The 22,562-nt window shown below is 43.5% G+C and carries 13 protein-coding genes and 1 pseudogene; 3 read left to right on the top strand and 11 right to left on the bottom strand.

Annotated elements, in window-relative coordinates; translation table 11 throughout:
• Positions 1-48 precede the first annotated feature (48 nt).
• Positions 49-912 (bottom strand): annotated as a pseudogene (locus tag HWQ40_RS22035) (reverse transcriptase N-terminal domain-containing protein); the annotation flags it as partial.
• Between the two features lie 666 nt (positions 913-1,578).
• Between HWQ40_RS22035 and HWQ40_RS22030 the strand changes: the two are divergent.
• Together HWQ40_RS22030 and HWQ40_RS35705 are read left to right on the top strand one after the other, a co-directional pair.
• Entirely contained in the window at positions 1,579-3,459 is a 1,881-nt protein-coding gene (locus tag HWQ40_RS22030; RefSeq protein ID WP_292781805.1) for an ABC transporter ATP-binding protein, read from the top strand.
• A gap of 249 nt (positions 3,460-3,708) precedes the next feature.
• The gene (locus tag HWQ40_RS35705) at positions 3,709-3,834 is read left to right on the top strand and encodes a hypothetical protein (protein ID WP_366934021.1); all 126 of its coding nucleotides are present in this window, start codon (positions 3,709-3,711) and stop codon (positions 3,832-3,834) included.
• Positions 3,835-4,804: 970 nt separating this feature from the next.
• Here HWQ40_RS35705 and HWQ40_RS22015 read toward each other — a convergent pair.
• The 10 genes from HWQ40_RS22015 to HWQ40_RS21970 all read right to left on the bottom strand — a co-directional run bounded on the left by HWQ40_RS22015 (position 4,805) and on the right by HWQ40_RS21970 (position 20,350).
• On the bottom strand, positions 4,805-5,440 hold the full coding sequence (locus HWQ40_RS22015) for an acetoacetate decarboxylase family protein (RefSeq protein WP_292781799.1): 636 nt from the start codon (positions 5,438-5,440) through the stop codon (positions 4,805-4,807).
• 228 nt (positions 5,441-5,668) lie between these two features.
• Entirely contained in the window at positions 5,669-7,597 is a 1,929-nt protein-coding gene (gene dnaK, locus HWQ40_RS22010; protein ID WP_292781796.1) for a molecular chaperone DnaK, read from the bottom strand.
• Between the two features lie 1,391 nt (positions 7,598-8,988).
• Positions 8,989-9,138: a hypothetical protein gene (locus HWQ40_RS22005; protein WP_292781793.1), complete on the bottom strand. Its 150-nt coding sequence runs from the start codon at positions 9,136-9,138 to the stop codon at positions 8,989-8,991.
• Between the two features lie 85 nt (positions 9,139-9,223).
• Positions 9,224-9,769: a photosystem I reaction center subunit XI gene (locus HWQ40_RS22000; protein ID WP_292781790.1), complete on the bottom strand. Its 546-nt coding sequence runs from the start codon at positions 9,767-9,769 to the stop codon at positions 9,224-9,226.
• 235 nt (positions 9,770-10,004) lie between these two features.
• Positions 10,005-12,227, bottom strand: coding sequence for a photosystem I core protein PsaB (gene psaB / locus HWQ40_RS21995; protein ID WP_292781787.1), 2,223 nt, complete (start codon positions 12,225-12,227; stop codon positions 10,005-10,007).
• A 231-nt stretch (positions 12,228-12,458) separates the two neighbouring features.
• Positions 12,459-14,825 (bottom strand): photosystem I core protein PsaA, encoded by a 2,367-nt coding sequence (gene psaA / locus HWQ40_RS21990; RefSeq protein WP_292781784.1) that lies wholly within the window; start codon positions 14,823-14,825, stop codon positions 12,459-12,461.
• A gap of 549 nt (positions 14,826-15,374) precedes the next feature.
• Positions 15,375-15,755 carry a response regulator gene (locus tag HWQ40_RS21985; RefSeq protein ID WP_292781782.1) on the bottom strand — a complete coding sequence of 127 codons (381 nt, stop codon included), beginning with the start codon at positions 15,753-15,755 and terminating at the stop codon, positions 15,375-15,377.
• Between the two features lie 190 nt (positions 15,756-15,945).
• A complete protein-coding gene (locus tag HWQ40_RS21980) occupies positions 15,946-16,314 on the bottom strand; it encodes a response regulator (protein WP_292781778.1) in 369 nt (122 codons plus the stop codon).
• 227 nt (positions 16,315-16,541) lie between these two features.
• Positions 16,542-19,163, bottom strand: coding sequence for an ATP-binding protein (locus HWQ40_RS21975; RefSeq protein ID WP_292781775.1), 2,622 nt, complete (start codon positions 19,161-19,163; stop codon positions 16,542-16,544).
• 83 nt (positions 19,164-19,246) lie between these two features.
• Positions 19,247-20,350 carry a response regulator gene (locus HWQ40_RS21970; protein WP_292781772.1) on the bottom strand — a complete coding sequence of 368 codons (1,104 nt, stop codon included), beginning with the start codon at positions 20,348-20,350 and terminating at the stop codon, positions 19,247-19,249.
• An 827-nt stretch (positions 20,351-21,177) separates the two neighbouring features.
• Here HWQ40_RS21970 and HWQ40_RS21965 point away from each other — a divergent pair.
• The gene (locus tag HWQ40_RS21965) at positions 21,178-22,398 is read left to right on the top strand and encodes a photosystem II q(b) protein (protein WP_292781769.1); all 1,221 of its coding nucleotides are present in this window, start codon (positions 21,178-21,180) and stop codon (positions 22,396-22,398) included.
• Positions 22,399-22,562: the final 164 nt, after the last annotated feature.

The raw sequence follows: 22,562 nt of genomic DNA, 5'->3' as shown, positions 1-22,562 counted from the left end.
GATTCACACGGCAAAATCCATCATCTTACCATAAAATAATTTTGCAAGAGGTCTAATAACCATGTCATCCGCGTATCGGATTGATGGCTCGACAATTCTATTTTCTGGGGTGTTGTTTGTGATCCTTTTACCGAATTTGTATTCGGTGTGGTATCTGTGTATACTCTCAATCCCGTTGAGTGCAATATTTGCTAGTAATGGGCTGACCACTCCTCCTTGTGGAGTTCCTTGTTCAGGAAATTCTGGGTTAACTCCTGCTTTAAGGCATCGGAAGATACCGAGTTTTAAGCCTTTGGGGGCAATGAGTTCGTCCATTATTGCTGAGTGATTAATCCTGTCGAAGCACTTCTCAATATCGAGTTCTATAACTCGTTTTTCTATTCCATTGCTTTGGGATTTTAGGTTGTCAAATATGTACTTTTGTGCATCGTGGGCAGAGCGCCCAGTTCTAAACCCGTAGCTCCTAGCGTGGAAAGTGGCTTCGTGTGCTGGTTCGAGTGCATATTTTGCTAGGCATTGCCAAGCTCTATCCGCGATGGTTGGTATCTTAAGCATTCTGGTAGTCCCGTCCTTCTTGGGGATGGGGATTTCCCGTAGTCCTTGATGTTTCCAATTTCCGCTATTCATTTTCAGTAGTTCTTCTAGATTGAAGCGTTCTTCAAATGAGAGGGATTTCTTACCATCGATACCAGCCGTCTTTTTGCCAGCGTTTAGCTGAGATACTTGTCTTATTGCTAGAAATCGAGCCGAGGTGGATTTCATAATAAGCTTTTGGAGTAACCTAGCTTTCCGCTTGTCTCCAACAAGAACCGCTTTATACACGCGTCTTTGAAGGCGGAAAAGATTTCGGCGGAATTTCTTCCACGGTAATGCTCTCCAAGATTCACTAGTTTTGTAACTGTGTCTAATCATTTTCTCTTCTCTGGTTAGTGTATTCTGAACACCTCAGACCAATTACGGTCTGTCCTACCCGAATTGTGGGGATTCCTCCTCTCGTCTGGGTTACTTGGGGTTCGACTGCCCCTTGACCCACAACTCGTTTTTATTCGTTCCCTCGGAGAGATTGATAGTTCCGTTAGATGTAGCCAATTCGACTGCTGGATTCCCTAGACTCTTACCGTTTTTCAACCCAGAACGGCGGGAATTAATTCCAGTGAGGTCAGGGATTTTTGTGTTGCGCCCTGTCTAGACTTAAGTCGCTTTTTTAGGCTCTGTTTCATCATAGGAACTCCCTGTTAGCGCCAGTGTCAACCCGCAACGGTCGTCTGATTGCGCCCTGTTCCCAGCTTCACCCTCCAGAAACCGAGTCTGGTCAGTGTGGGCAGATAAGGAGTCAATTCTGAGTCTGAATGGTAGGGCTTTCACCTACATCTGACCGAGAGTTCAACCCTTAAGTGACAGTAATCTTCTGTCGGGCTGGATTAGTTATTTACGGGCTAATACCGTGATTCACTAATCAACGAATCGCACTAGTAGTAGTCTTGCAGTTTCTATCTCAGGCATGGTATCAGAGTAGGAAGATAAACGCTACTTTAAACAAGCGTGTTTTTTTCCAAACATTAATATAATGCTCTTACTATGAGCATCTACCAATCTCTCAAAAAATCTTATACACCAGATCGTCGGCGTGAAAATGACTGGCGGTTATTTTTGCGTTTGGTGCCTTATGCCCGTCGTAACGGACGGCTACTGGCGCTGTCGATGTGCCTACTCGTACCGATCGCACTAGCTAATGCCGTACAACCTTTCTTGATTGGCCAAGTAATCTCTCTGATTCGTAACGAACCAAGCACTTACGAATTTTTCAGGAATCGTCCCTTCTCGCAAGGGCTAAATATCCTAGAGGGATTATTGGTAATTGCGATCGCCATCCAATTGATGTTGACAGGTTTCCAAGGTTATATAGTCCAAAAGCTAGGGCAACAAATCACCGCAGCAATTCGCCAAGACTTATTTCAGCATGTAACATCTCTAGCAGTGCGCTTTTTTGACCGCACACCCGTAGGTAAATTAATTACCAGAATCACCAGCGATGTGGAAGTGTTAGGCGATGTCTTTTCTACTGGGGCAGTTGGGATTATATCTGATTTGTTTTTAATGCTGGTGACTTTGGGTTTAATGTTTTCCATCCAGTGGCAACTTTCTTGCTTGCTGCTATTGATGCTGTTACCAACTAGCTGGGTAATTGTTTACATTCAAAAACAGTACCGCAAAGCCAATTACAAAGGGCGAGAAGAACTTTCGATCCTGAATTCACAGCTACAAGAAAATGTGCTTGGTATTAACGTCGTGCAGTTGTTCCGTAGAGAAAAATTTAATGCCGAATTGTTTCGTGCTACGAACAGCAACTACACTCAGCAAATGGATAAAACCATCTTTTATGATTCATTTGTTTCAGCAACCTTAGAATGGATTGGACTGATTGCGATCGCAGCTGTTTTGTGCGTGGGTGGTTGGTTGCTGTTAGAAAAAAACTTGACTTTTGGGACTTTATCTACATTTGTATTGTATGCCCAGCGATTATTTGACCCTTTAAGGGCTTTTGCGGAAAAATTTACAGTAATTCAAGCTGGTTTCACTGCCATTGAACGTGTAGGCGATATATTAGATGAACCGATAGAAATTCGCGATCGCGCCAATGTCCGCTTCTCAATATTTGATGCGAAATTTGGCTACATAGACGAAATCATTGCAAATCTAGAATCCCCAGACCTTACTTCCCCCCCAGAACTGGGAGAGATTCGCTTTGATCGCGTCTGGTTTGCTTACAAAAATGATGATTACGTAATTAAAGACTTAGATTTCACCATTCATCCTGGTGAAAAAGTGGCATTAGTCGGCCCCACCGGGGCGGGTAAAACTTCGATTATCCGTCTTTTGTGCCGCCTCTACGAACCCACTCAAGGACGCATTCTCATAGATGGCGTAGACATTCGGGAAGTACCACAAGCAGAACTGCGGCGTTACATGGCAGTAATTTTACAAGAAGGCTTTTTGTTTGCTGGCGATGTTAAAAGCAACATTTCTTTAGGAGATGGCTACACCATTGAACAGATTCAACAAGCAGCAGAGCAAACCAATGTTGCCCAGTTTATAGAAGAATTACCCCAAGGTTATGATACTCAACTTCGAGAACGGGGCACAAATATTTCTAGTGGTCAAAAGCAACTTTTAGCCTTTGCGCGGGCTGCCATTCGCAATCCGCAAATTTTGGTACTAGATGAGGCTACCGCTAGTTTGGATGTTGGTACAGAAGCTTCAGTTCAAGAGGCATTAAACCAGCTTTTGCTTAGACGTACCGCCATTATTATTGCTCACCGCTTGTCTACAATTCGCAATGTAGACCGGATTTTTGTTCTCAAGCGTGGCGAATTAATCGAACAAGGAAGTCATGAACAACTACTGCAACAAGGAGGGCTTTATGCCACTTTGCATAACTTGCAGATGTTGGGAAGTTAGACGATAGATAGTCAAAAACTCACATTTACTACAAAAATGACTTAATTTTGCGGAATATGTAACAGAGTTTGTGTTGACAATAATGAATAGCCTTGTTGCAACTTAGTTACTGAAACTGGATTTGCAGAACTTTTAGCAGGTGTGTAACCTTAGCAATATCTAACTTTTGTATTGCACTTGATTGAAAATGACCATAGGTTTATCACAAGCTGGCTCTAAAGACTTTGTTTTTCTGGAAAGCAAAAGCGTATGGGTCAATCTGACTGTAAACTCACAATAATTCATAGGCAATCAGGCGTTGGCAAAAGTTCAATTTTACAGGCTGGATTAATCCCAGCATTGAAACAAAAATCATTACCATCATTAAAAGTTTAGGTATAAGTTGGTTATGTGTGGATTTGCGGGTTTTCTCAGAAGTAGAACGACTAAGTACCAAAATTCCCAACGCAAAAGTATTTTGCATAAAATGGGCAAGCAATTAGACATCTCCGAAAACAGTCAAAGCCTTTGTGTGGCTAAGCTATAGTCCGTAAATGCAATCATCCTCATCAATATTAGTCGAATCATTGAAAGTGACACCAATGCTAAAAAATGGCATCTAATTATGGATTGTCTTAATACTCACCAGTCAGAATCGCTGGTTCGTTTAGTTGCACAAAAAGAAGGTTTGAAGTAATTATTGGTATACTTACTTTTTTAACGCCTGCTTTACCTGTTATCATAAGAACTTTAACATCTAATAATTGGATAAAACCCTATTTATCAAAATTAACAGCTTTAATAAGAACGCTAAGTTTTAATATAATTTCATGGCAATTTATACTTTTAATAGTGTTATATTTACCAACAATTGTTATCTTAATGTTTTTAATAAAATCATTTCAGGTTAAATACTTTATTTTAAAGCTTTTTAACATATACTCTCTTGAATCTAAAATTTATAATATATTAAACTACAAAGACGTTGATACACAACAAGAGAATTACAAATTTGGACAGTTATTAATTCAAATATTTTTTATTAATGCAATAATTTGTTTTGTCCCACATATCTTAGATTTGTCATATCAAATAAAACTACCTGTAGGTATAATTAGTATACTCATCAGTCTAGTACTTGAAATTTCCAAAAGACAAAAACAACCATAAAAAATATTTTTACGAAGTGCTTATACAATATAAGAAAACAGTAATTTCTTTGGTTAGAGTTACAAGGATTAAATGCAACTGAGCCAGGATTAATTGCAACTAGTACAGCACGGCATAAATCCAGCTAACATCTCAATTAACCAGACAACTTGCTCAAGCAACTGGTTAAAGGTAAGCAAACTTATGCCACAGCGTACTAGATACCTATCTGACCTACCACTTTTGGCGCATCAACCCGTAAACTCATCTGCTCACAACGCACAGTTAACCGAGGTTGACCTAAACCTATTCCAGAAAAAGGACTTTCGGCGGGGATTTCTAACTTAGAACCAATCAAACCCAACAAAGACTTAAATTCAGCAGGGAATATCAGCAAATCAGCACCCTTAGCGCTGAAACTAGAAGCACTTAATCGCTGTCTCCATGCCAAGCTTTGTTGATTATACTTAAAACTACACAATTTCTGGTTTTCCTGATGCACAGTAACGTACTTTCCTTGTTCCCAGGTAAACTTAGCTAGTTCCTTTGGTAGTCCCCAAATTTCTCGACCACCAGCCACCGAATCAGCATTATCTACATAAATGTGAGAAATCCAAGCGCCGATTTTCCTCTGGTAATTAATTAAAGCTGGGACAACAATTAACTCACTATACTCCAGTACTGAGCCTGACCCGTAATTAGAGAGATACATGCTAGCGAGGGTTTTACCAGGCCATACAGAAATAATTTCTAACTCTAAGGGAATCAAAGGGCGCACTTGGTCAATATTTACCAAATGTAGAGTTTGGATAGCATAACCTTGAAGTGTCCAAGGTGCTTGTGGATATGGCATAAGGGAGTTAGGAGTTGAGAGTGAGGAGTTAGGAATAAAGTTAAGAATTAAGATCAAGAGTTACCAATATTAGTTCTACTCTAACTTCAAACTCCTAACTTCAAACTCCTAACTTCAAACTCCTAACTTCCAACCCCTAACTCCTTAAAAAAAATCCCCACTCAGACATTTGCCTGAGTGGGTAATATGAGGTCGAACAAAACAATCTTCCCAAAAGAAGTAGAGGAATTATTTGCTCTCTGTAAAATCAGCGTCAATCACATCGTCGCCGTTACTAGAACTAGAGGAACTGCTACTATCTTGAGGTTCACCACCAGATGTAGCACCCGCACCGGCACCGGAACTGGCACTAGCACCGGCTTGTTGATAGATGTTGCTACCAACAGCGAATAACGCTTGTTGCAATTCTGGGGTTAGCTTCTTGATTTGCTCATCGTCTTCTTTAGCAACTGCTTCCCGCACTTCTTTCACTAAACCTTCGACTTTAGTCTTGTCAGCATCGGGAACTTTATCACCCAATTCTTGTAACTGCTTTTCAGCTTGGTATGCCAAAGAATCGGCTTGGTTCTTGCGTTCAATCTTTTCACGCCGCTCTTTGTCAGATGAAGCGTTCTGTTCAGCTTCTCTCACCATCCGGTCTACGTCATTTTTATCCAGGGTAGAAGCACCGGTTATGCTGATGGACTGTTCTTTACCAGTACCTTTGTCCTTAGCGGTGACGTTAAGGATGCCGTTAGCGTCAATGTCGAACACTACTTCAATTTGAGGGACGCCACGTGGTGCAGGAGGAATACCATCAAGGCGGAAGGTTCCCAAGCTCTTGTTATCGTTAGAGAATTCGCGTTCACCTTGGAGGACGTGAATTTCTACATTGGTTTGTCCATCCACAGCGGTGGAGAAGACTTCCGATTTCTTGGTGGGAATTGTGGTGTTGCGGGGGATAATTTTGGTCATCACGCCGCCCAATGTTTCCACACCCAAAGATAAAGGTGTCACGTCTAACAGCAAGATGCCAGTTACATCACCAGCCAGTACCCCGGCTTGAATGGCTGCACCAACTGCTACAACTTCATCAGGGTTAACGCTTTGGTTGGGGTCTTTACCCAATACCTGCTTCACAATTTGGTGAACTGCGGGAATTCGCGTAGAACCACCCACTAACACCACTTCATCAATATCGCCTTTGTTTAACTTGGCATCTCGGAGGGCGTTTTCCACAGGAACACGACAACGGTCAATTAAGTCAGAACAAAGTTCTTCAAACTGAGCGCGAGTCAGGGTTGTATCCAGGTGCTTGGGCCCATCCTGGGTAGCGGTGATGAATGGTAGGTTAATTTCTGCTTGGGTGACGCTAGAAAGCTCAATTTTGGCTTTTTCTGCAGCTTCCGTCAGACGTTGTAAAGCTTGCTTGTCTTTCCGCAGGTCAATACCTTCGGCTTTCTTGAACTTCTCAGCTAAGAAGTCAACTATTTTTTTGTCAAAGTCGTCACCACCAAGGTGGGTATCACCAGATGTGGCTAGTACTTCAAAAACTCCGTCTCCTACTTCCAGCACAGATACGTCGAAAGTACCACCACCAAGGTCAAATACTAGGATGGTTTCGTTACTCTTCTTGTCAAATCCATAAGCCAGAGAAGCAGCGGTAGGCTCGTTGATAATCCGCAGAACTTCAATCCCGGCAATTTTCCCAGCGTCTTTTGTTGCTTGCCGCTGGGAGTCGTTGAAGTATGCAGGAACAGTGATTACAGCTTGGGTTACGGTTTCACCCAGGTATTTGCTAGCATCTTCAACTAGTTTGCGAAGAACTTTTGCAGAAATTTCTTCAGGAGCAAACGGTTTACCAGCTATTGGACAATCTAATTTGACATTGCCATTGCTGCTGAGAACTTTGTAAGAAACTTCCGTAGCTTCATTACCCACTTCATCGTAGCGGCGACCGATAAAGCGTTTGACTGAGTAAAACGTATTTTCGGGGTTCATCACCGCTTGGCGTTTGGCGATTTGGCCAACCAAGTTGTCGCCATTTTTCGCAAATGCGACTACTGATGGCGTTGTCCGAAAACCTTCAGCATTAGCAATTACTGTGGGTTTGCCACCTTCCATCACTGCCACGCAGGAGTTCGTTGTTCCTAAGTCAATTCCAACTACTTTTGCCATTTTAGGTGCTGGCTCCGTATAACTACAAATGAATGAATGAGAATATAAAGCACTAAATTTTGAACCAACAGGGTCAAGAAATCAGCCAGTTCAGCATGAATACCTTTGATTTGGCTTTCCTGGGGTTAAAACTCCAGACTATGCTGATATATATACTGAAGCTTAGTGGTAGCCAGTCCATGAAGGGTGGTTTCCCGAACCTTGCTTGGGACGGTTAAACTAACTAAATTGTGTTTTTAGTTGGTTCATGGATTAATTTGTCTTCACTCTCTCTAATGTAGAAGAATTAATACTTTCAGTAATTAGGGTGAACCGTAACGTATGAGTGGTGTTTGCCGTCTTTAAAGGTAATAAACTATGGAAACACTGAGAATGGAAGGAGATTAAAAGGCGCGTAGGCGTAGCCTGCACTTCTCTACGTTCGCGCAGCGTGTCGCAGACAGACGCTCTTGCTAGCTTGCTTCCACGTTCGCGGAGCGTGCCGTAGGCAAGTGGTACGACTTGGCTCAGTGACCACCGCAGGCATCGCTTCCGTAATTCCGTATAATCGGCAATATTTACTAGTTTTCATGGCTGTGATTTTGCTGCCATCATGAATCCACGGTGTGGATGAGACAATCACTGCTGCAATTACAAAAAGGCAGGAGTTAGGAGGCAGGGGGCAGGAGGTTAGGAGTATCAATTAAAACTTTAGTTCTGAGTTTAAAGCCCAGTTTAAAGAAAGAATTATACACCAGACGCGCAGCGCGAAGTATAAAGCGTCCTTGCTTCAATCCCACTCTTTTAGGGGTGGGTTCCTCCTGCCTCCTGCCTTCGACCTCCTGCCTCCTGAATTAGTATCTTGTGTTTCGCACTACGTGCCTCAACACAATTCTTTTCTTTCCCTCCACGGATAAATCCGCTTGCTCTGTACCGTTGTGTAGGAAAATAATATTTTTATAAAAATAACCAGCAGTCAACAAAACTGCTGATTTATTTACCAGCTTCCGAACTTGTGAGAAGCGTTTGTAACCCAGTTATAACTTATGATTCTGCGGTTTAATTTTGCTGTAGCTAAAGTACACGTTAACGCGCGTGAAAGAAGCGTCAGAATAATTCCTAATTGATAATGACCCCAACATCGAGCCGACAAGCGTTGCGGAACATCGGTTTGTTCGCGGAGCGTCTCCAACAGTTGCCCCGTCCTTCCAGGATGCTTGTGAAAAAGGCGGAGTGCTCCGTCTCAGTCTTTCCCCCTGCAAGAACTGCTCCCTGCTCTCCTGCCTCTTTTGACGCTCTCTACGTTCGCGCAGCGTGTCGCAGACAGACGCTCTTGCTAGCTTGCTTCTGGGCAGGAGTACGCGGACTCGCTAACGTAATTCGTAATTGTTGTTATGAATTCATTAGGAGGCTCATACTTCGTCTTGAGAACCTTCTTTTTGAATCCAGATAAATACTAAAGCAAACACTGGAAAAGGCAAGATATAGAATACTAAGGGAATCATTATCCAGGGTAGCCATGAAGCGGCATAATCACCTGTTAGTTGTGTTATATCTACCATGATGTATTCTCCTCATGAATTCAAAGTTGAAAATTTTATGTAAGCCACACTCTGGGCATCTCCAAAACTCCAAAGACAAGCTTGATTAACTAGCGTTAACCGCACCTCGCAAGATGGCATCTAAAGAATCAAAATTTTCTAGTAGAAAGTAGGCAAATATCGCGCCACCCATTGCACCAACAAAAATTCCACCATTCAATTGACTCCATTCTTCACGAGTTCTTAGTGGTCTAAGCTGGTCTTTAGAATATGAACTATAAGCTCCTTTAGGATTTCCTTGGAAAGTAGTAATTGCAAAAATTGAAATACCTAAACAAGCTGATACCGCTATATATATAGAGGTAATTAATCCACTGAGATTGGTTCCATGTGCAGATTCTCGCAGAGGACCAACCACAACCTCTGGCCCAACTAGTAAATAACCATGAGCCATGCCAATTTCTAGCCCTCGCATGAAAGGTGTTAATCCTTTACGGTAGGCGGGCAAATTATTAATGAAAGCTCTAACTAAGGGAGAATCATTGATAGGAGTGGATAGATTACCAAGCTGAGGGTCTCCTTTGAAGGGTTTAATTATGTCTTCCTCATTGTATTGTTTAATTGTCTCTGCTATGTCAGATGAATTAGACATTTATAGTTTCTCCTGATTATCTTAACTAAATACTATCATTGGCTCATAGGTTTAGAGTTTTCTTATTGAAAATTAACATAATATAACCTAAAAAACTCTCCTACCAAAAGAGGTAAGAGAGGAGGTCGAAAACTGAATATTTTTAGCTGAATACTTGCATATTAATTACGCATTTTTTTTGCAAAGAACTAGAATTAGTTGCGTAATTTAAAGTGTAGTTAAACAGCTTTGAAGCTTAACCAAACTTACCTGCTGTTGAGGCAATTAAGAAAGCCCCATAGGTTGCGATATAACCAACAGTAAAGTGAGTTAAGCCGACTAAACGAGCTTGAACAATTGACAAAGCAACGGGCTTATCTCTCCAGTAGCCAAAGGATAGTGGAGTCTGTTCGTGCGCCCAGGCTAAGGTTTCGATTAATTCTTGCCAGTAACCTCGCCAGGTAATCAGGAACATGAAGCTAACAGCCCAAGCTAGGTGTCCAAAGAGGAACATCCAAGCCCAAACGGCTAAGTTATTTGTGCCATAAGGGTTATAGCCATTAATCAACTGTGCGGAGTTCGCCCAAAGGTAGTCTCGGAACCAGCCCATAAGATAGGTAGAAGACTCATTAAATTGGGCGACATTGCCTTGCCAGATACAAAGATGTTTCCAGTGCCAGTAGAAGGTAACCCAACCAAGGGTGTTAAGCATCCAGAACACGGCGAGGTAGGAAGTATCCCACGCAGAAATATCGCAAGTGCCACCCCGTCCGGGGCCATCGCAGGGGAAAGCATAGCCGAAGTCTTTTTTATCCGGCATTAGCTTAGTACCACGAGCATCCAGCGCACCTTTGACTAAAATTAGGGTGGTGACATGTAAACCGAGGGCGATCGCATGATGTACATAAAAATCACCAGGGCCAATTGTCAGGAATAAGGAGTTGGTGCCGTTGTTAATTGCATCCAACCAACCCGGTAACCAGACATTGCCATGATTTGGCCATGCTGTGGAAGCAATACTATGTGGATTTGACAGCAACGTGTTAAACCCATACAACAGCTTACCGTTAGCCGCCTGGATAAACTGAGCAAATACAGGCTCAATCAATATCTGTTTGTCAGCTGCCCCAAAGGCTACTTCTACATCATTGTGGACGTACAAACCCAAAGTATGGAAGCCCAAGAACATCGATACCCAGCTAAGATGAGAAATAATCGCTTCTTTGTGCTTAAGTACCCGCTCTAGGACATTTCCTCGATTCTGTTCTGGGTCATAGTCCTTAATCCAGAAGATCGCAGCGTGGGAAAACGCCCCTACCATCAAGAAACCAGCAATGTACTGATGGTGTGTGTATAGTGCCGCCATTGTGGTAAAGTCCTTAGCGATAAACGCGTAAGGCGGCATGGAATACATGTGCTGCGCCGCGAAGGAACTCGCTACACCCAGACAAGCTAATGCCAAAGACAGTTGGAAATGCAAAGAATTATTAACGGTTTCGTACAGTCCTTGGTGGGGTAAGTTGAACGGCCCCTCGACCTTATTGCCATAGAACTCCTTAGAGTTCATCATCTCTTTGATGCTGTGACCAATACCCCAGTTAGTCCGGTACATATGACCCGCAACAATGAAGATGACAGCGATCGCCAAATGGTGATGCGCCATATCTGTCAACCACAAAGATTGAGTCTGGGGATGGAAACCACCCAAAAAGGTGAGAATTGCTGTTCCTGCCCCTTGAGTACTATTAAATACATGGGCTGGCGTATCAGGATTTTGCGCGTATGCCCCCCAGTCCCCAGTAAAGAACGGTAGCAAGCCACTTGGGTGCGGTGGGGTAGACAAGAAATTATCCCAACCTACATGAATACCGCGAGATTCTGGAACGGCAACGTGTATCAAGTGACCAGCCCAAGCTAAGGAACTGACACCAAACAAACCCGCTAAGTGGTGGTTGAGACGAGGTTCTGCACTCTTGAACCAAGCCAAACTAGGACGGTATCTTGGCTTCAAATGCAACGCGCCTGCAAACAAAAATACAGCCGCCAGCAAAACTAGGAAAATAGCCCCAGCATACAGTTCATTATTCGTCCGCAACCCGATAGTATACCACCAGTGATAAACACCGGAATAGCAAATATCTACCGGGTTACGCGCTCCCGCTTGGGTGTAAGCTTCAATTGCCCCTGGGCCAAATTGAGCATCCCAAATTGCGTGGGCGATGGGACGGATATGTATGGGGTCTTTAATCCATAGTTCAAAATTACCTTGCCAAGCAACGTGAAACAAAATCCCCGACGCCCACAGAAAGATAATTGCCAGATGACCGAAGTGAGAGGAAAAAATCCTTTGATAAAGATTTTCTTCCGTGATGCCATCTTGACTTTCAAAATCGTGAGCCGTGGCGATCGCATACCAAACGCGTCGTGTCGTTGGATCTTGTGCAAGGTCTTGGCTAAATTTGGGAAATTTAGTCGCCATAGTTTTCAAAGTTTTGAGATTTTCTCGTTCCCAGGCTGAGTCTGGGATTGCACAAAAAGAGGCTGAACCTGCTCCTAAGAAACCAGGGAACAGGGAACAGGAAATAAGGTTGTCTTCTGGATGAGGGAAAAATGAGGGGGATGAGGGAGATATTAATACTATTTCTCCCCCTGCCCCCTTCTCCCTTGCCTCCTGCCTCCTGCCTCCTGGATTAGGCGAACAAAAGGAGTATCATCCCAATGCCGACATTCGCGCTAGGAAGAAGGCCCAAGTGGTGACAATTCCTCCCAGGAGGTAATGAGCTACCCCCACAGCCCGACCATGAGTGATGCTCAAAGCGCGAGGCTGAATAGCAGGGGCAATTTTCAACTTGTTGTGCGCCCAAACAATCGATTCGATTAATTCTTGCCAGTAGCCACGACCACTAAACAGAAACATCAGACTAAAGCCAAAAACGAAGTGTCCACCTAAGAACATTAAGCCGTAGCCCGAAAGTGCTGAATTGTAGGATGTGATTACTTGCGTCGCCTGTGCCCAGAGGAAATCACGCAACCAGCCGTTATTGGTAATCGATGATTGGGCAAAGTTTCCGCCCGTAATGTGCGTCACTACCCCATCTGCATCTACGGTCCCCCAGACATCCGACTGCATCTTCCAGAAGAAGTGGAAAATCACCATTGACAAGGAGTTATACATCCAGAACAGACCCAGGAAAACATGATCCCAAGCTGATACCTGGCAAGTACCGCCTCGTCCCGGACCATCACAGGGGAAGCGGAAGCCCAAATTCGCTTTATCTGGAATTAAACGCGAACTGCGGGCAAACAACACACCTTTCAGCAGTACTAAAACAGTGACGTGAATTGTGAAGGCGTGAATGTGGTGAATCATAAAATCCGCAGTACCCAAACTAATGGGCATCATCGCCACTTTGCCAGCCACTGCCACAATACCGCCGCCCCATGCATAGCTGACAGGTTCGTGCAAATTAGGTGCAGCGGTTCCCAATCCGCCCAGTTCCAGACCCCGCAAGCCACCGAAAGCATTACCCAGAGGTGCAGCAGCTTGGAGAGCTGGATTTCCGATGGTCATCGTCTGGATGTGTTGTATCCACTGAGCAAACACTGGCTGCAACTGAATTCCCGTATCCGAGAACATATCTTGGGGACGACCAAAAGCCCGCATGGTGTCGTTGTGACAGTACATCGCAAAGCTATGGAAGCCCAGGAATTGACATACCCAGGCTAGGTGGGAGATGATTGCATCGCGGTGGCGGAGCGTCCGATCCAACACGTTGTTGACATGGTCGGCTGGATTGTAGTCCCGTACCAAGAAGATGGCTGCGTGAGCCGCGCCCCCAACAATGCAGAAACCTGCAATCCATACGTGGTGGGTGAATAGCGATGTAACGGTCGCATAATCCGTTGCCAGATAAGGATAAGGGGGCATCGCGTACATGTGGTGCGCCACAAGGAGGCTGGCTGTTCCAAACTGTACTAGGTGGATAGATAGATTAGCGTGCCAGGAAGTCTCGAAAATTTTATCGAGGCCTTTATGACCGACAGGCCCAATAAAGCTGAATAATGGCAGCATCTTCGGAGTTCTGGCATCATCGAGCAGTTCCTTGAAGTCGTGGCCGATGCCCCAATTCGTGCGGTAGAAATGGCCGGCAATGATGAATAGCACTGCGATCGCTAAATGATGGTGTGCTACATCTGTTAACCACAAGCCGCCCGTCACGGGGTTCAGACCGCCCTTAAAGGTCAAAAAGTCAGCAAAATTTCCCCACTGCAAGGTGAAGAAAGGCACTACACCCGAAACGAAACCCCAACTTGCACTGGGATAGAGCTGATCCATCAACTTGGAATTCAAGATGAATTCGTGGGGTAAAGGAATGTCTCCTAGAGCTACCCCAGCATCTAACAACTTGTTAGTTGGTGAGGCAACATGAATCAGGTGTCCTGTCCAACCCAAAGAACCCAAGCCTAAAAGCCCTGCCAGGTGGTGGTTCATCATTGACTCCCAATTCAGGAACCACTCTAGCTTGGGAGCGCGTTTATGGTAGTGGAACCAGCCAGCAAATAGCATCACTGCTGCCATCACCAAGGCACCAATGGCGGTGCAATATAGCTGGTAGGTATTAGTAAAACCTTGCCCACGCCACATCTGGAAGAGTCCAGAGGTAATTTGAATACCGTGGAAGCCGCCGCCCACATCTGCATTCAAAATTTCTTGACCAAATATCGGCCAGACAACTTGGGCGCTGGGTTTAATGCCAGTCGGGTTCGCCATCCAAGATTCAAAATTGGAAAAGCGAGCGCCATGAAAATACATACCGCTCAACCAGATAAACACTACAGCTAAGTGTCCGAAGTGAGCGGCAAAGATTTTGCGCGATACATCTTGTAAATCGCTGGTATGAGTATCAAAATCGTGGGCGAGTGCGTGGAGGTTCCAAATCCAAGTGGTGGTTTTGGGACCTCTGGCAAGGGAGCGGTCAAAGTGTCCTGGTTCCGACCACTTCTTAAATGAAGTTGGCACCGGATCGTTATCAACCTCAACCCTTACCTTTTGCTCTCGCTCAGGAGTAATTGTCATTAGAAATTCTCCCTTTTCTGTGAAAGAAATGAGAACCTTACTCTGCTCAAAGCTTCTGTATAAGTAGTTAGTTATTAGTTGGTAGTCGCTAACCAAAAATAATTAACTGCTTGAGCAATTTACAACTTTGAGTTTTGTCTATTGGTAAGCTGTTCCACATTTAAATTGCATAATTTCAAAAATAAAACCCTCTAAAAGCTCAGATACATAAGAACTTGAGATTGTCTTTCTGATAAGCTATGCAATTTAGGTGACTTTCAGTTTCATGATTTAACAGCAGAGAAAAAAGCCAGCGATTGACTAACCAGTGACGCTAGATTAGCGAAACAAAGGTAACTCAAGAGAAATAATTAGCTGAAAAACTCTTTCTTTGGAAAGAATAGGAAATAAAAATGAAGAACCCATGAAGAAAAATACTTTCTTAACGAAAGGTTACATTTGTGTAGTTAGGCTAATCGCCATTCATTTTTCCAGACTTATTAGCTTGTAGTCAGAGCTTCAGCCCTGGTTTTATGCAACTTAAATGCTCATTCGCTTATCTGTTGTTGATTATTGGTTCCAGCCCAGCACTGCTGAAACTTGGCTAGCTAGAGTTATTAAATCGAAAGGTTTAGCGATCGCAGTTCTTACCCCCAATTTGGTAAATTGTTTCTTAGACAATACTGTAGTCGTTAACAAAATTACAGGTATATCCTGGGTGACGGGGTTGTTCTGTAGTTGGTGCAAAATTGTCGATAAGTCTCTATCGGAGGCAAAAGTATCGAGATCCACAAGGATAACATCAACTTTTTGCGTCTTTGTTTTAGCGATCGCTTCTTGGCTCGATACCGCCGTCAGTACTTCCCAGCCTTCTACTGTCTCCAAGCAAAGCTGAGTCACTTCCCGAATAGCATTTTTATTCTCAATCAGTAAGATGCGTCGGGTTTTCACTATTAATATTTACCTTCTGGCTTGCGATTGCCAGCTTCTTCTCATAGGGTAGGCAAAAAATATGAAAAACTAATGAAGAATGATAAAGAAAAAGAAAAATAGTTACACATTCATGAGACAAAAGATCCCCGACAACTTTTACGAAGTCGGGGATCTTGGGGTTGCAATTCTCACAAATCAAATAGGATGGCTATATTAACGCCTGCGCCACTTGTTCAGACAGAGTAAAGGGGTCGTAAGGCTTAGTAATTACTGCCACCACTTTTAGTTGAGTAAACTGACGCTGTTCAGCAGCCTGTGCTTTTGCTGTTAATAAAATCACGGGAATATTCTGGGTTTGGGGATTTGCTTGCAGATTCTCCAACGTCGTCAAGCCATCCATATCTGGCATCATGACATCTAAGAGAATCACATCTGGATGTTCACAAGCAGCTTTGAGCAAACCTTCTCTACCAGAACCAGCTGTCAGTACTTCCCATTCATTAGTTATCTCTAAACATATCTGAGTGGTTTCTCGGATATCTTCTTCATCATCAATAATCAAGATGCGCTTGTTCATTTGTTATCCCATTTTGGATTTTAAATTTTAGATTTTGGTGAAGCAGCGCGGTTTTCTCCCTTGACGCTAGCCTCTTGCTTTGGGAGAAGGGGAGACCATACCGTGCAACGAGCGTCTGGGGGTTTCCCTATGAGGCGTAACGCACTGTGGCCTTCAATCATGGTGCGTTACGGCTGATGCCTAACACACTCTACATAAGCTTTATATTTGTTTATATGCCTATCTACTTAATGACTAATAGGTAATGTGAAATAAAATGTACTACCTTCCCCTAAAGTACTTTCTGCCCAAATCTGGCCTCCGTGCTGTTGTATAATACTGCGGCAGATTGCTAATCCCAAGCCAGTTCCCCCTTGATGACGCGAGTTAGAGGCATCGACTTGCTGAAAACGGTCAAAAATCGTTTCTAATTTATCCTCAGGAATTCCTCGCCCCTGGTCTTTTACCTGGAATAGGATGTTGGAGTGGCAAGGGTCAGAGGAAGAACTAATCCCTTTTGTGTCTGTATTGATTTCTTTCCTAGTCTCTACTTGGGCGCTCAACGAAACTGTAAAACCTGGAGACGAAAATTTAATCGCGTTGCTGAGTAAGTTAGTGAGTGTCTGGATGATGCGGTCTGAATCTGCCCATAGCTGCACTGAAAGGGTCGTTAATTCTAGCTTAATCTCTGCTTTTTCAGCCATTGCCCGCATTTCGTCCACTGCTTGACTCATCAAGTCAGCTGTATTGCAAGTCTGTTTATACATCGTTGCTTTGCCGGAATTGATGCGTTCAATATCAAGGATGTCGTTAATCAGACGCACCAAACGGTTAGTGTTATCAAAGGCAATTTCCAGCATCCGCTGACTTTTTTCTGGTTGTTCGTTCAAAGAACCACGCGCTAGTAAACCTAAGGCGCTGCGAATTGAGGTCAGAGGTGTCCGTAGTTCGTGACTTACCACTGAGACAAACTCATCCTTCATTTGCTCGACTATCTGTCGCTCGGTAATATCCTTAAATATGACTACTGCTCCGACAATATCGCCTTGTTCTCTAATTGGTGTACTTACATACTCAATTGGAAATTTCGACCCATCATAACAATAAAATATGTCATCAGAAATATGTTGTACTGCCCCAGTTTCCAGAGTGGTGCGAATGGGATTTTCTTCCCAGCAATAGGGAGTGCCGTCGGGTTTGGAATGGTTTACAATCTCATGCATAAACTGATTTTTTAGTTCTTTCACCCCAGATAAAAGCATTCTGGCTGCTGCTGGATTGACGAAGGTGATTTTACCTTGAGAATTTAAACCGTAAATTCCCTCACCTGCGGAGTTCAAAATTAACTCGCTCTGTCGGCTGAGGCGTTCTAGAGAGGCTTGTGTTTGCTGGCGAGCGCGTAGTGCCCGTTCGCGTTTGCTCATTTCTCGCAGCAATCTTTGATTAGCACGCTGTAGCTCCGCTGTTCGCTCCTGTACTCGCTCCTCTAATTCGGCATTCAAAGCCGAGATTTTTTTCTCTGCCTGCTTGCGTTCTTCAATATCCTGCTGCAAGTTAGCATTGAGCGCGTGAACTTGCTGATATAGTTCATATTGATGAATTGCCATCGCAAAGTGACTGCCCAAAGCTTGGGCGAGTTCAATTTCTGCGGTTTTCCATTCTTGGGCTTGACTTCGCTTGAACTCTCGCCATACTTCAAAGGATTGAACTGGACGCTGATTTCGCGAATCATTACGGTTAACTCGTCGCGCCCAGAGAGTTTCTGTGTCTACTTCACGGCGAAAAATACTTAAGTAACCTAATATCTGCTGCCGATATTGCAAGCAAATAACCAATAAGCTGCGAATCCCAGCATCAAAAAACGCCTGGGTCAAATCTGACTGTAGTGCGGCTTCATATAAATCAGTAATTGCCCACACTAGTTTTCCCTTTTCGACAGTCACCTCCTTATTTAACCACTCTTGCCATCCAGGATGCTCCTCGAAAAGGATGGGAGGATTGGGCATTGGGTGTTTGTCATTGGTTATTTCTTCCCTGTCCCCCTCATCTACCTCATCCCCCCCACTCCCTGCGCCCCAATCCCCACAGCTAAACACCTGAGCCGCCTCACCTGGGTTTTGGGGAGCGATATAAATTCTGCCACCAGCGGACTGTAAAGCAGATACAGTCAACTCTAGCGCCTGTTGTAACTGCATTTCGGTCATGGAATGCAGTAGTTTGGCCACACGGTTAATTGTGGCTTCTTGGTCAGCTTGGGCGCGGGTTTGTTCGAGGAGGGTATTTTGAGCGATCGCAATTGATAATTGATCTGCAACCAGTTGCACTACCTGTAATTCCCGTTCGCTCACCTCTCGCGGTGAACTGTGATGAGATACCAACAACCCCCATAATTGGTCACGATGCAAAATTGGCACCACTAGAGAAGACTGCACTCCCATTGAGGTGAGGTATTCTACGTGACATGGGTCTACGACTCGAAACCGGATATCATTTTCATCAAGTGGCTCGGTCGTTTCCGAAGAATCTAAGGGACTCAGCCCAATTTGCTGGCCTGCAACATCCACAATTGAGCGCTGACGAGCTTTCAAAAACAACTCACGAGCTGCAAATGGAATATCCTCAGCGGGAAAGTGTTGCCCTAGTAGAGATGGTAAGCGATCGCGGTTAACCGACTCAGCCACAACCTCACCGCTAGCATCTACATCAAAACGATACACTTTTACACGATCAGTCTCCAAAAATATACGTACTTCAGCAACGGTTCCTGAGAGGATTGCTGGCAACTCTAGGGATTGACGAATGCGGTTCATCATCCGATGTAGCAGCGCTTCCAAAGAATCGATAGGCTTTTGTTTTTTGTCTTTTGTCATTTGTCCAAAGTCCAATTGTGAATAACCAATGACCAATGACTAATTACCAATGACCAATGACCAATGACTAATGACTAATAAATTTATTCACCCACATCGTCTAGAACATAATGGCAAAGGACTTTATCTAATTCTCTAAATGCAGGCTGCTGTAGTTCCCCAGAAAGAAGTTCTACTAAATGGCGAAGATGCAATGCCTCACTTTGGTCAAGAGTAATTTGGGATAGCAATATCTGCTCTATGTGTTTAGCCAAGCGTGAACCTTCCGCAAAGCCAAAAATGCCTAAAGCTCCCCCTAGCTTATGTGCTGCATGATATGCTTTTTTCCGTAATTCTTCAGAGAGATTGTTGGCTTGTAATTCGAGTGAGGCTTGTTGGAGAATTTCTAAGCGATCGCTACTGTGTACTTTCAGCCTCTCCCACAAAACTGCTAATGCTTCCTTAATCTGTGGCTTCCTTTTGCTTTGGCTTTGTTTTGTCTGTCTTGAGGCTACAGAAGGTTTTTCTTCAGATGCAAATACTTTCAGACGATAACCCAAACCATAGACTGTTTCAATAAAATCAGTTGGTGCGCCAGCTTGCGTTAGTTTCTGCCGCAAACCTTTGATGTGAGCTGTCACCGTATCCTCTTTAGGTGCTTCTTCTACAGACCAGAGGTGGTCTAAAATTTCACTGCGGCTGAAGACAATATGCTCATTACGCAGAAAAAGCTCCAGTAAGCGATACTCCTTAGGCGTTAAATTCAAACCATGACAACCATAAGTCACTTCACAGCTACCAGGGTCAATACGCAGTTTTTCCCATTTCATCACTGACAATATGGGTGAATTTCGTCGCCGCAATAAAACACGAATTCGAGCTAATAATTCCGAGAGTTCAAAAGGTTTAACAACATAGTCATCTGCTCCTGCATCTAATCCCATCACTTTGTGAGTGCTAGAATTTTGGGCTGTCAGTAGCAGTACAGGTGTTTGATAGTTATGGGAACGTAACCTCTGACAAAGTTTTATGCCGTCCAATTTGGGCAGGATGATATCTAGCAAAATTAAGTCATAGCTAAAAGCTTCTACTAACTCCCAACCAAGCAGACCATCAGCAGCAATATCAACTACATAGTGTTGATTACCAAGAACATTTTCAAGTGTTTTGGCAATACACTCGTCATCTTCAACTAGTAAAATTCTCATTCCATATCACCCTACTGTACCTAAACGCTAGGACTTCATCAGAGGGAAAACAAATAATTAGGGAACTCCCAGAAATAAATCATTACATAGGATAGGCAAGATGCCTAGACTAGCAAAAAAAAATTGGCGAATTTTTTCTTTAGCAGTCCCTTAGCAACAATCAAAGTAGAAAAGTTTTACCTCAGAAAAAATCTGTCAATTGTTCACCACATATACTACTAGCACAGCACAGTGCAAACAGAGCAAGCATTGAAAATCAATGAAATTCTTGCAATATAGGAATTACGAATTACGAATTCTGCCTTGGAGTACTAGCATCTGTGGTGAACAGAAAGCTTTGTATCGAACAAGTCTAATTCAAAATCATTATTGACTGTTCTTTGACGCAAAAGTTATACAGCTTCAACCAAATTTACATTTATTGACTTATTTTGATAATTAAAATGTGACTTAAATATTTATTTTTGTATACCTGTATGTAGTCCTAGTAAAACATGGCGTAAATAAACAGACCATCTGGAATTGGTAAAAGGCTTATGGTATGGATATTCTTTCTTTTGACTTTTGATTTTTGACTTTTGCCTTGTTGTACTAGGGGTAGGTCTTTTCCTTCTGACCCTTCTGATGAATATTGTGAACTTTTATGAAAATATGAACCTCCTTCATTGGTTCTTCATGTTTTTATTTTATGTTCTTTTTCATCGACCTTGAAGTAGTTTTTGTCTCAACGGCTTTGGTTTGAGTGCAAAAGATTATTCTGTCGTCTCCGGTTTTAGAAACTGTGGCGATAGAGAATTCCTATTTAATTATGCAAGGATCTATGTAACATGACGCCAAAGTCAGACAGCATAATTGCAACTTCGACTGTTAGCGTAGACGAGGCAGTTAGAGCAGCGGCTCCCACAGATGCTAACTGTCATGGGGTGCGGGTTACGCCTGCAAATCACAATCTTCAAACAATACCAACAAACATCTTAGAAAGACGCGAAAAGACTAGTTTATGGGAAAAGTTTTGTTCATGGGTAACCAGTACTGAAAATCGGCTGTATATTGGCTGGTTTGGCATACTGTTGATTCCTTGTGCCCTAACAACCACCATTGTTTTCATCATTGCTTTTATTGCTGCTCCGCCAGTAAACATGAACGGAATGGGTTCACCAATTTCCGGTGCTTTATTCGACGGCAATAATATCATCTCAGCCGCTGTAGTACCGACATCGGCTGCGATTGGTTTGCACTTTTACCCAATTTGGGAAGCTGCTTCTTTAGATGAGTGGCTTTACAACGGCGGTCCTTATCAAATGATTGTGCTGCACTTTGTGATTAGTATCATTTGTTACCAAGATCGGGAATGGGAATTGAGCTATCGCTTAGGAATGCGTCCCTGGATTTCTCTGGCGTTCACTGCTCCCGTTGCTGCTTCCGTCTCTGTATTCTTAATTTACCCAATTGGGCAAGGCAGTTTTTCTGCGGGAATGCCTTTAGGGATTTCTGGTACTTTTAACTTCATGTTGCAGTTTCAAGCAGATCACAATATTCTGATGAGTCCCTTACATCAGTTAGGGGTGATTGGGGTATTAGGTGGTGCAATGCTGAGTGCGATGCATGGTTCTTTGGTGACATCGACCTTGATTCGTACCAACGAAAGCGACTCAGAATCGATTAATGCCGGATACAAACTCGGTCAAAAACATCCAACCTACAACTTTAGGTCTGCTCAATTCTATCTTGGGCGGTTGGGATGGCGGGGGGCAAATTTTCCTAATTCTCGCAAATTGCATTTCTTCCTAGCGGCTTTTCCAGTAGCAGGAATTTGGTCTGCCGCTTTAGGGGTTGATGTCGCTGCGTTTAACTTTGAAAAACTCACATTTGATCAGCCAGAAATCAAAAGCCAAGGACGAGTTATTCACACTTGGGCAGACACAATTGATTGGGCTGATTTGGGGATAAAAGTAGCAGGTGAAAGCGATCGCCGAGTTTATAACTTCTCTGAAGATTTAAGTACAGGGGAACCAGTACTGTTGAGTTTATCATTACCGAAGCCGTAGCCCGATATTCAACGCCAAATGAGCGCCAGACAGCTTCTTGTCAACTTCTATCTTGGCAGGGAGTGAGAAATCCTTCGAAGAAGTTGGCACAATTGGTATTAAGGGACTGACAAATAAAAAAATATCCCACTGTTCACAGTCAACAGTCAACAGTCAGCAACTTC

This window comes from Nostoc sp. NMS9, assembly GCF_017114995.1.
Lineage (GTDB): Bacteria > Cyanobacteriota > Cyanobacteriia > Cyanobacteriales > Nostocaceae > Nostoc.
The sequence above is the reverse complement of the archived record's forward strand: the minus strand, read 5'-3'. Positions and strand labels throughout refer to the sequence as shown.

Bases quoted from the DNA above. Each gene is read 5' to 3' on its own strand.
- HWQ40_RS22030 (WP_292781805.1), top strand. From the start codon at position 1,579: ATGAGCATCTACCAATCTCTCAAAAAATCTTATACACCAGATCGTCGG.
- HWQ40_RS35705 (WP_366934021.1), top strand. From the start codon at position 3,709: ATGGGTCAATCTGACTGTAAACTCACAATAATTCATAGGCAATCAGGC.
- HWQ40_RS22015 (WP_292781799.1), bottom strand. From the start codon at position 5,440: ATGCCATATCCACAAGCACCTTGGACACTTCAAGGTTATGCTATCCAA.
- dnaK (WP_292781796.1), bottom strand. From the start codon at position 7,597: ATGGCAAAAGTAGTTGGAATTGACTTAGGAACAACGAACTCCTGCGTG.
- HWQ40_RS22005 (WP_292781793.1), bottom strand. From the start codon at position 9,138: ATGGTAGATATAACACAACTAACAGGTGATTATGCCGCTTCATGGCTA.
- HWQ40_RS22000 (WP_292781790.1), bottom strand. From the start codon at position 9,769: ATGTCTAATTCATCTGACATAGCAGAGACAATTAAACAATACAATGAG.
- psaB (WP_292781787.1), bottom strand. From the start codon at position 12,227: ATGGCGACTAAATTTCCCAAATTTAGCCAAGACCTTGCACAAGATCCA.
- psaA (WP_292781784.1), bottom strand. From the start codon at position 14,825: ATGACAATTACTCCTGAGCGAGAGCAAAAGGTAAGGGTTGAGGTTGAT.
- HWQ40_RS21980 (WP_292781778.1), bottom strand. From the start codon at position 16,314: ATGAACAAGCGCATCTTGATTATTGATGATGAAGAAGATATCCGAGAA.
- HWQ40_RS21975 (WP_292781775.1), bottom strand. From the start codon at position 19,163: ATGACAAAAGACAAAAAACAAAAGCCTATCGATTCTTTGGAAGCGCTG.
- HWQ40_RS21970 (WP_292781772.1), bottom strand. From the start codon at position 20,350: ATGAGAATTTTACTAGTTGAAGATGACGAGTGTATTGCCAAAACACTT.
- HWQ40_RS21965 (WP_292781769.1), top strand. From the start codon at position 21,178: ATGACGCCAAAGTCAGACAGCATAATTGCAACTTCGACTGTTAGCGTA.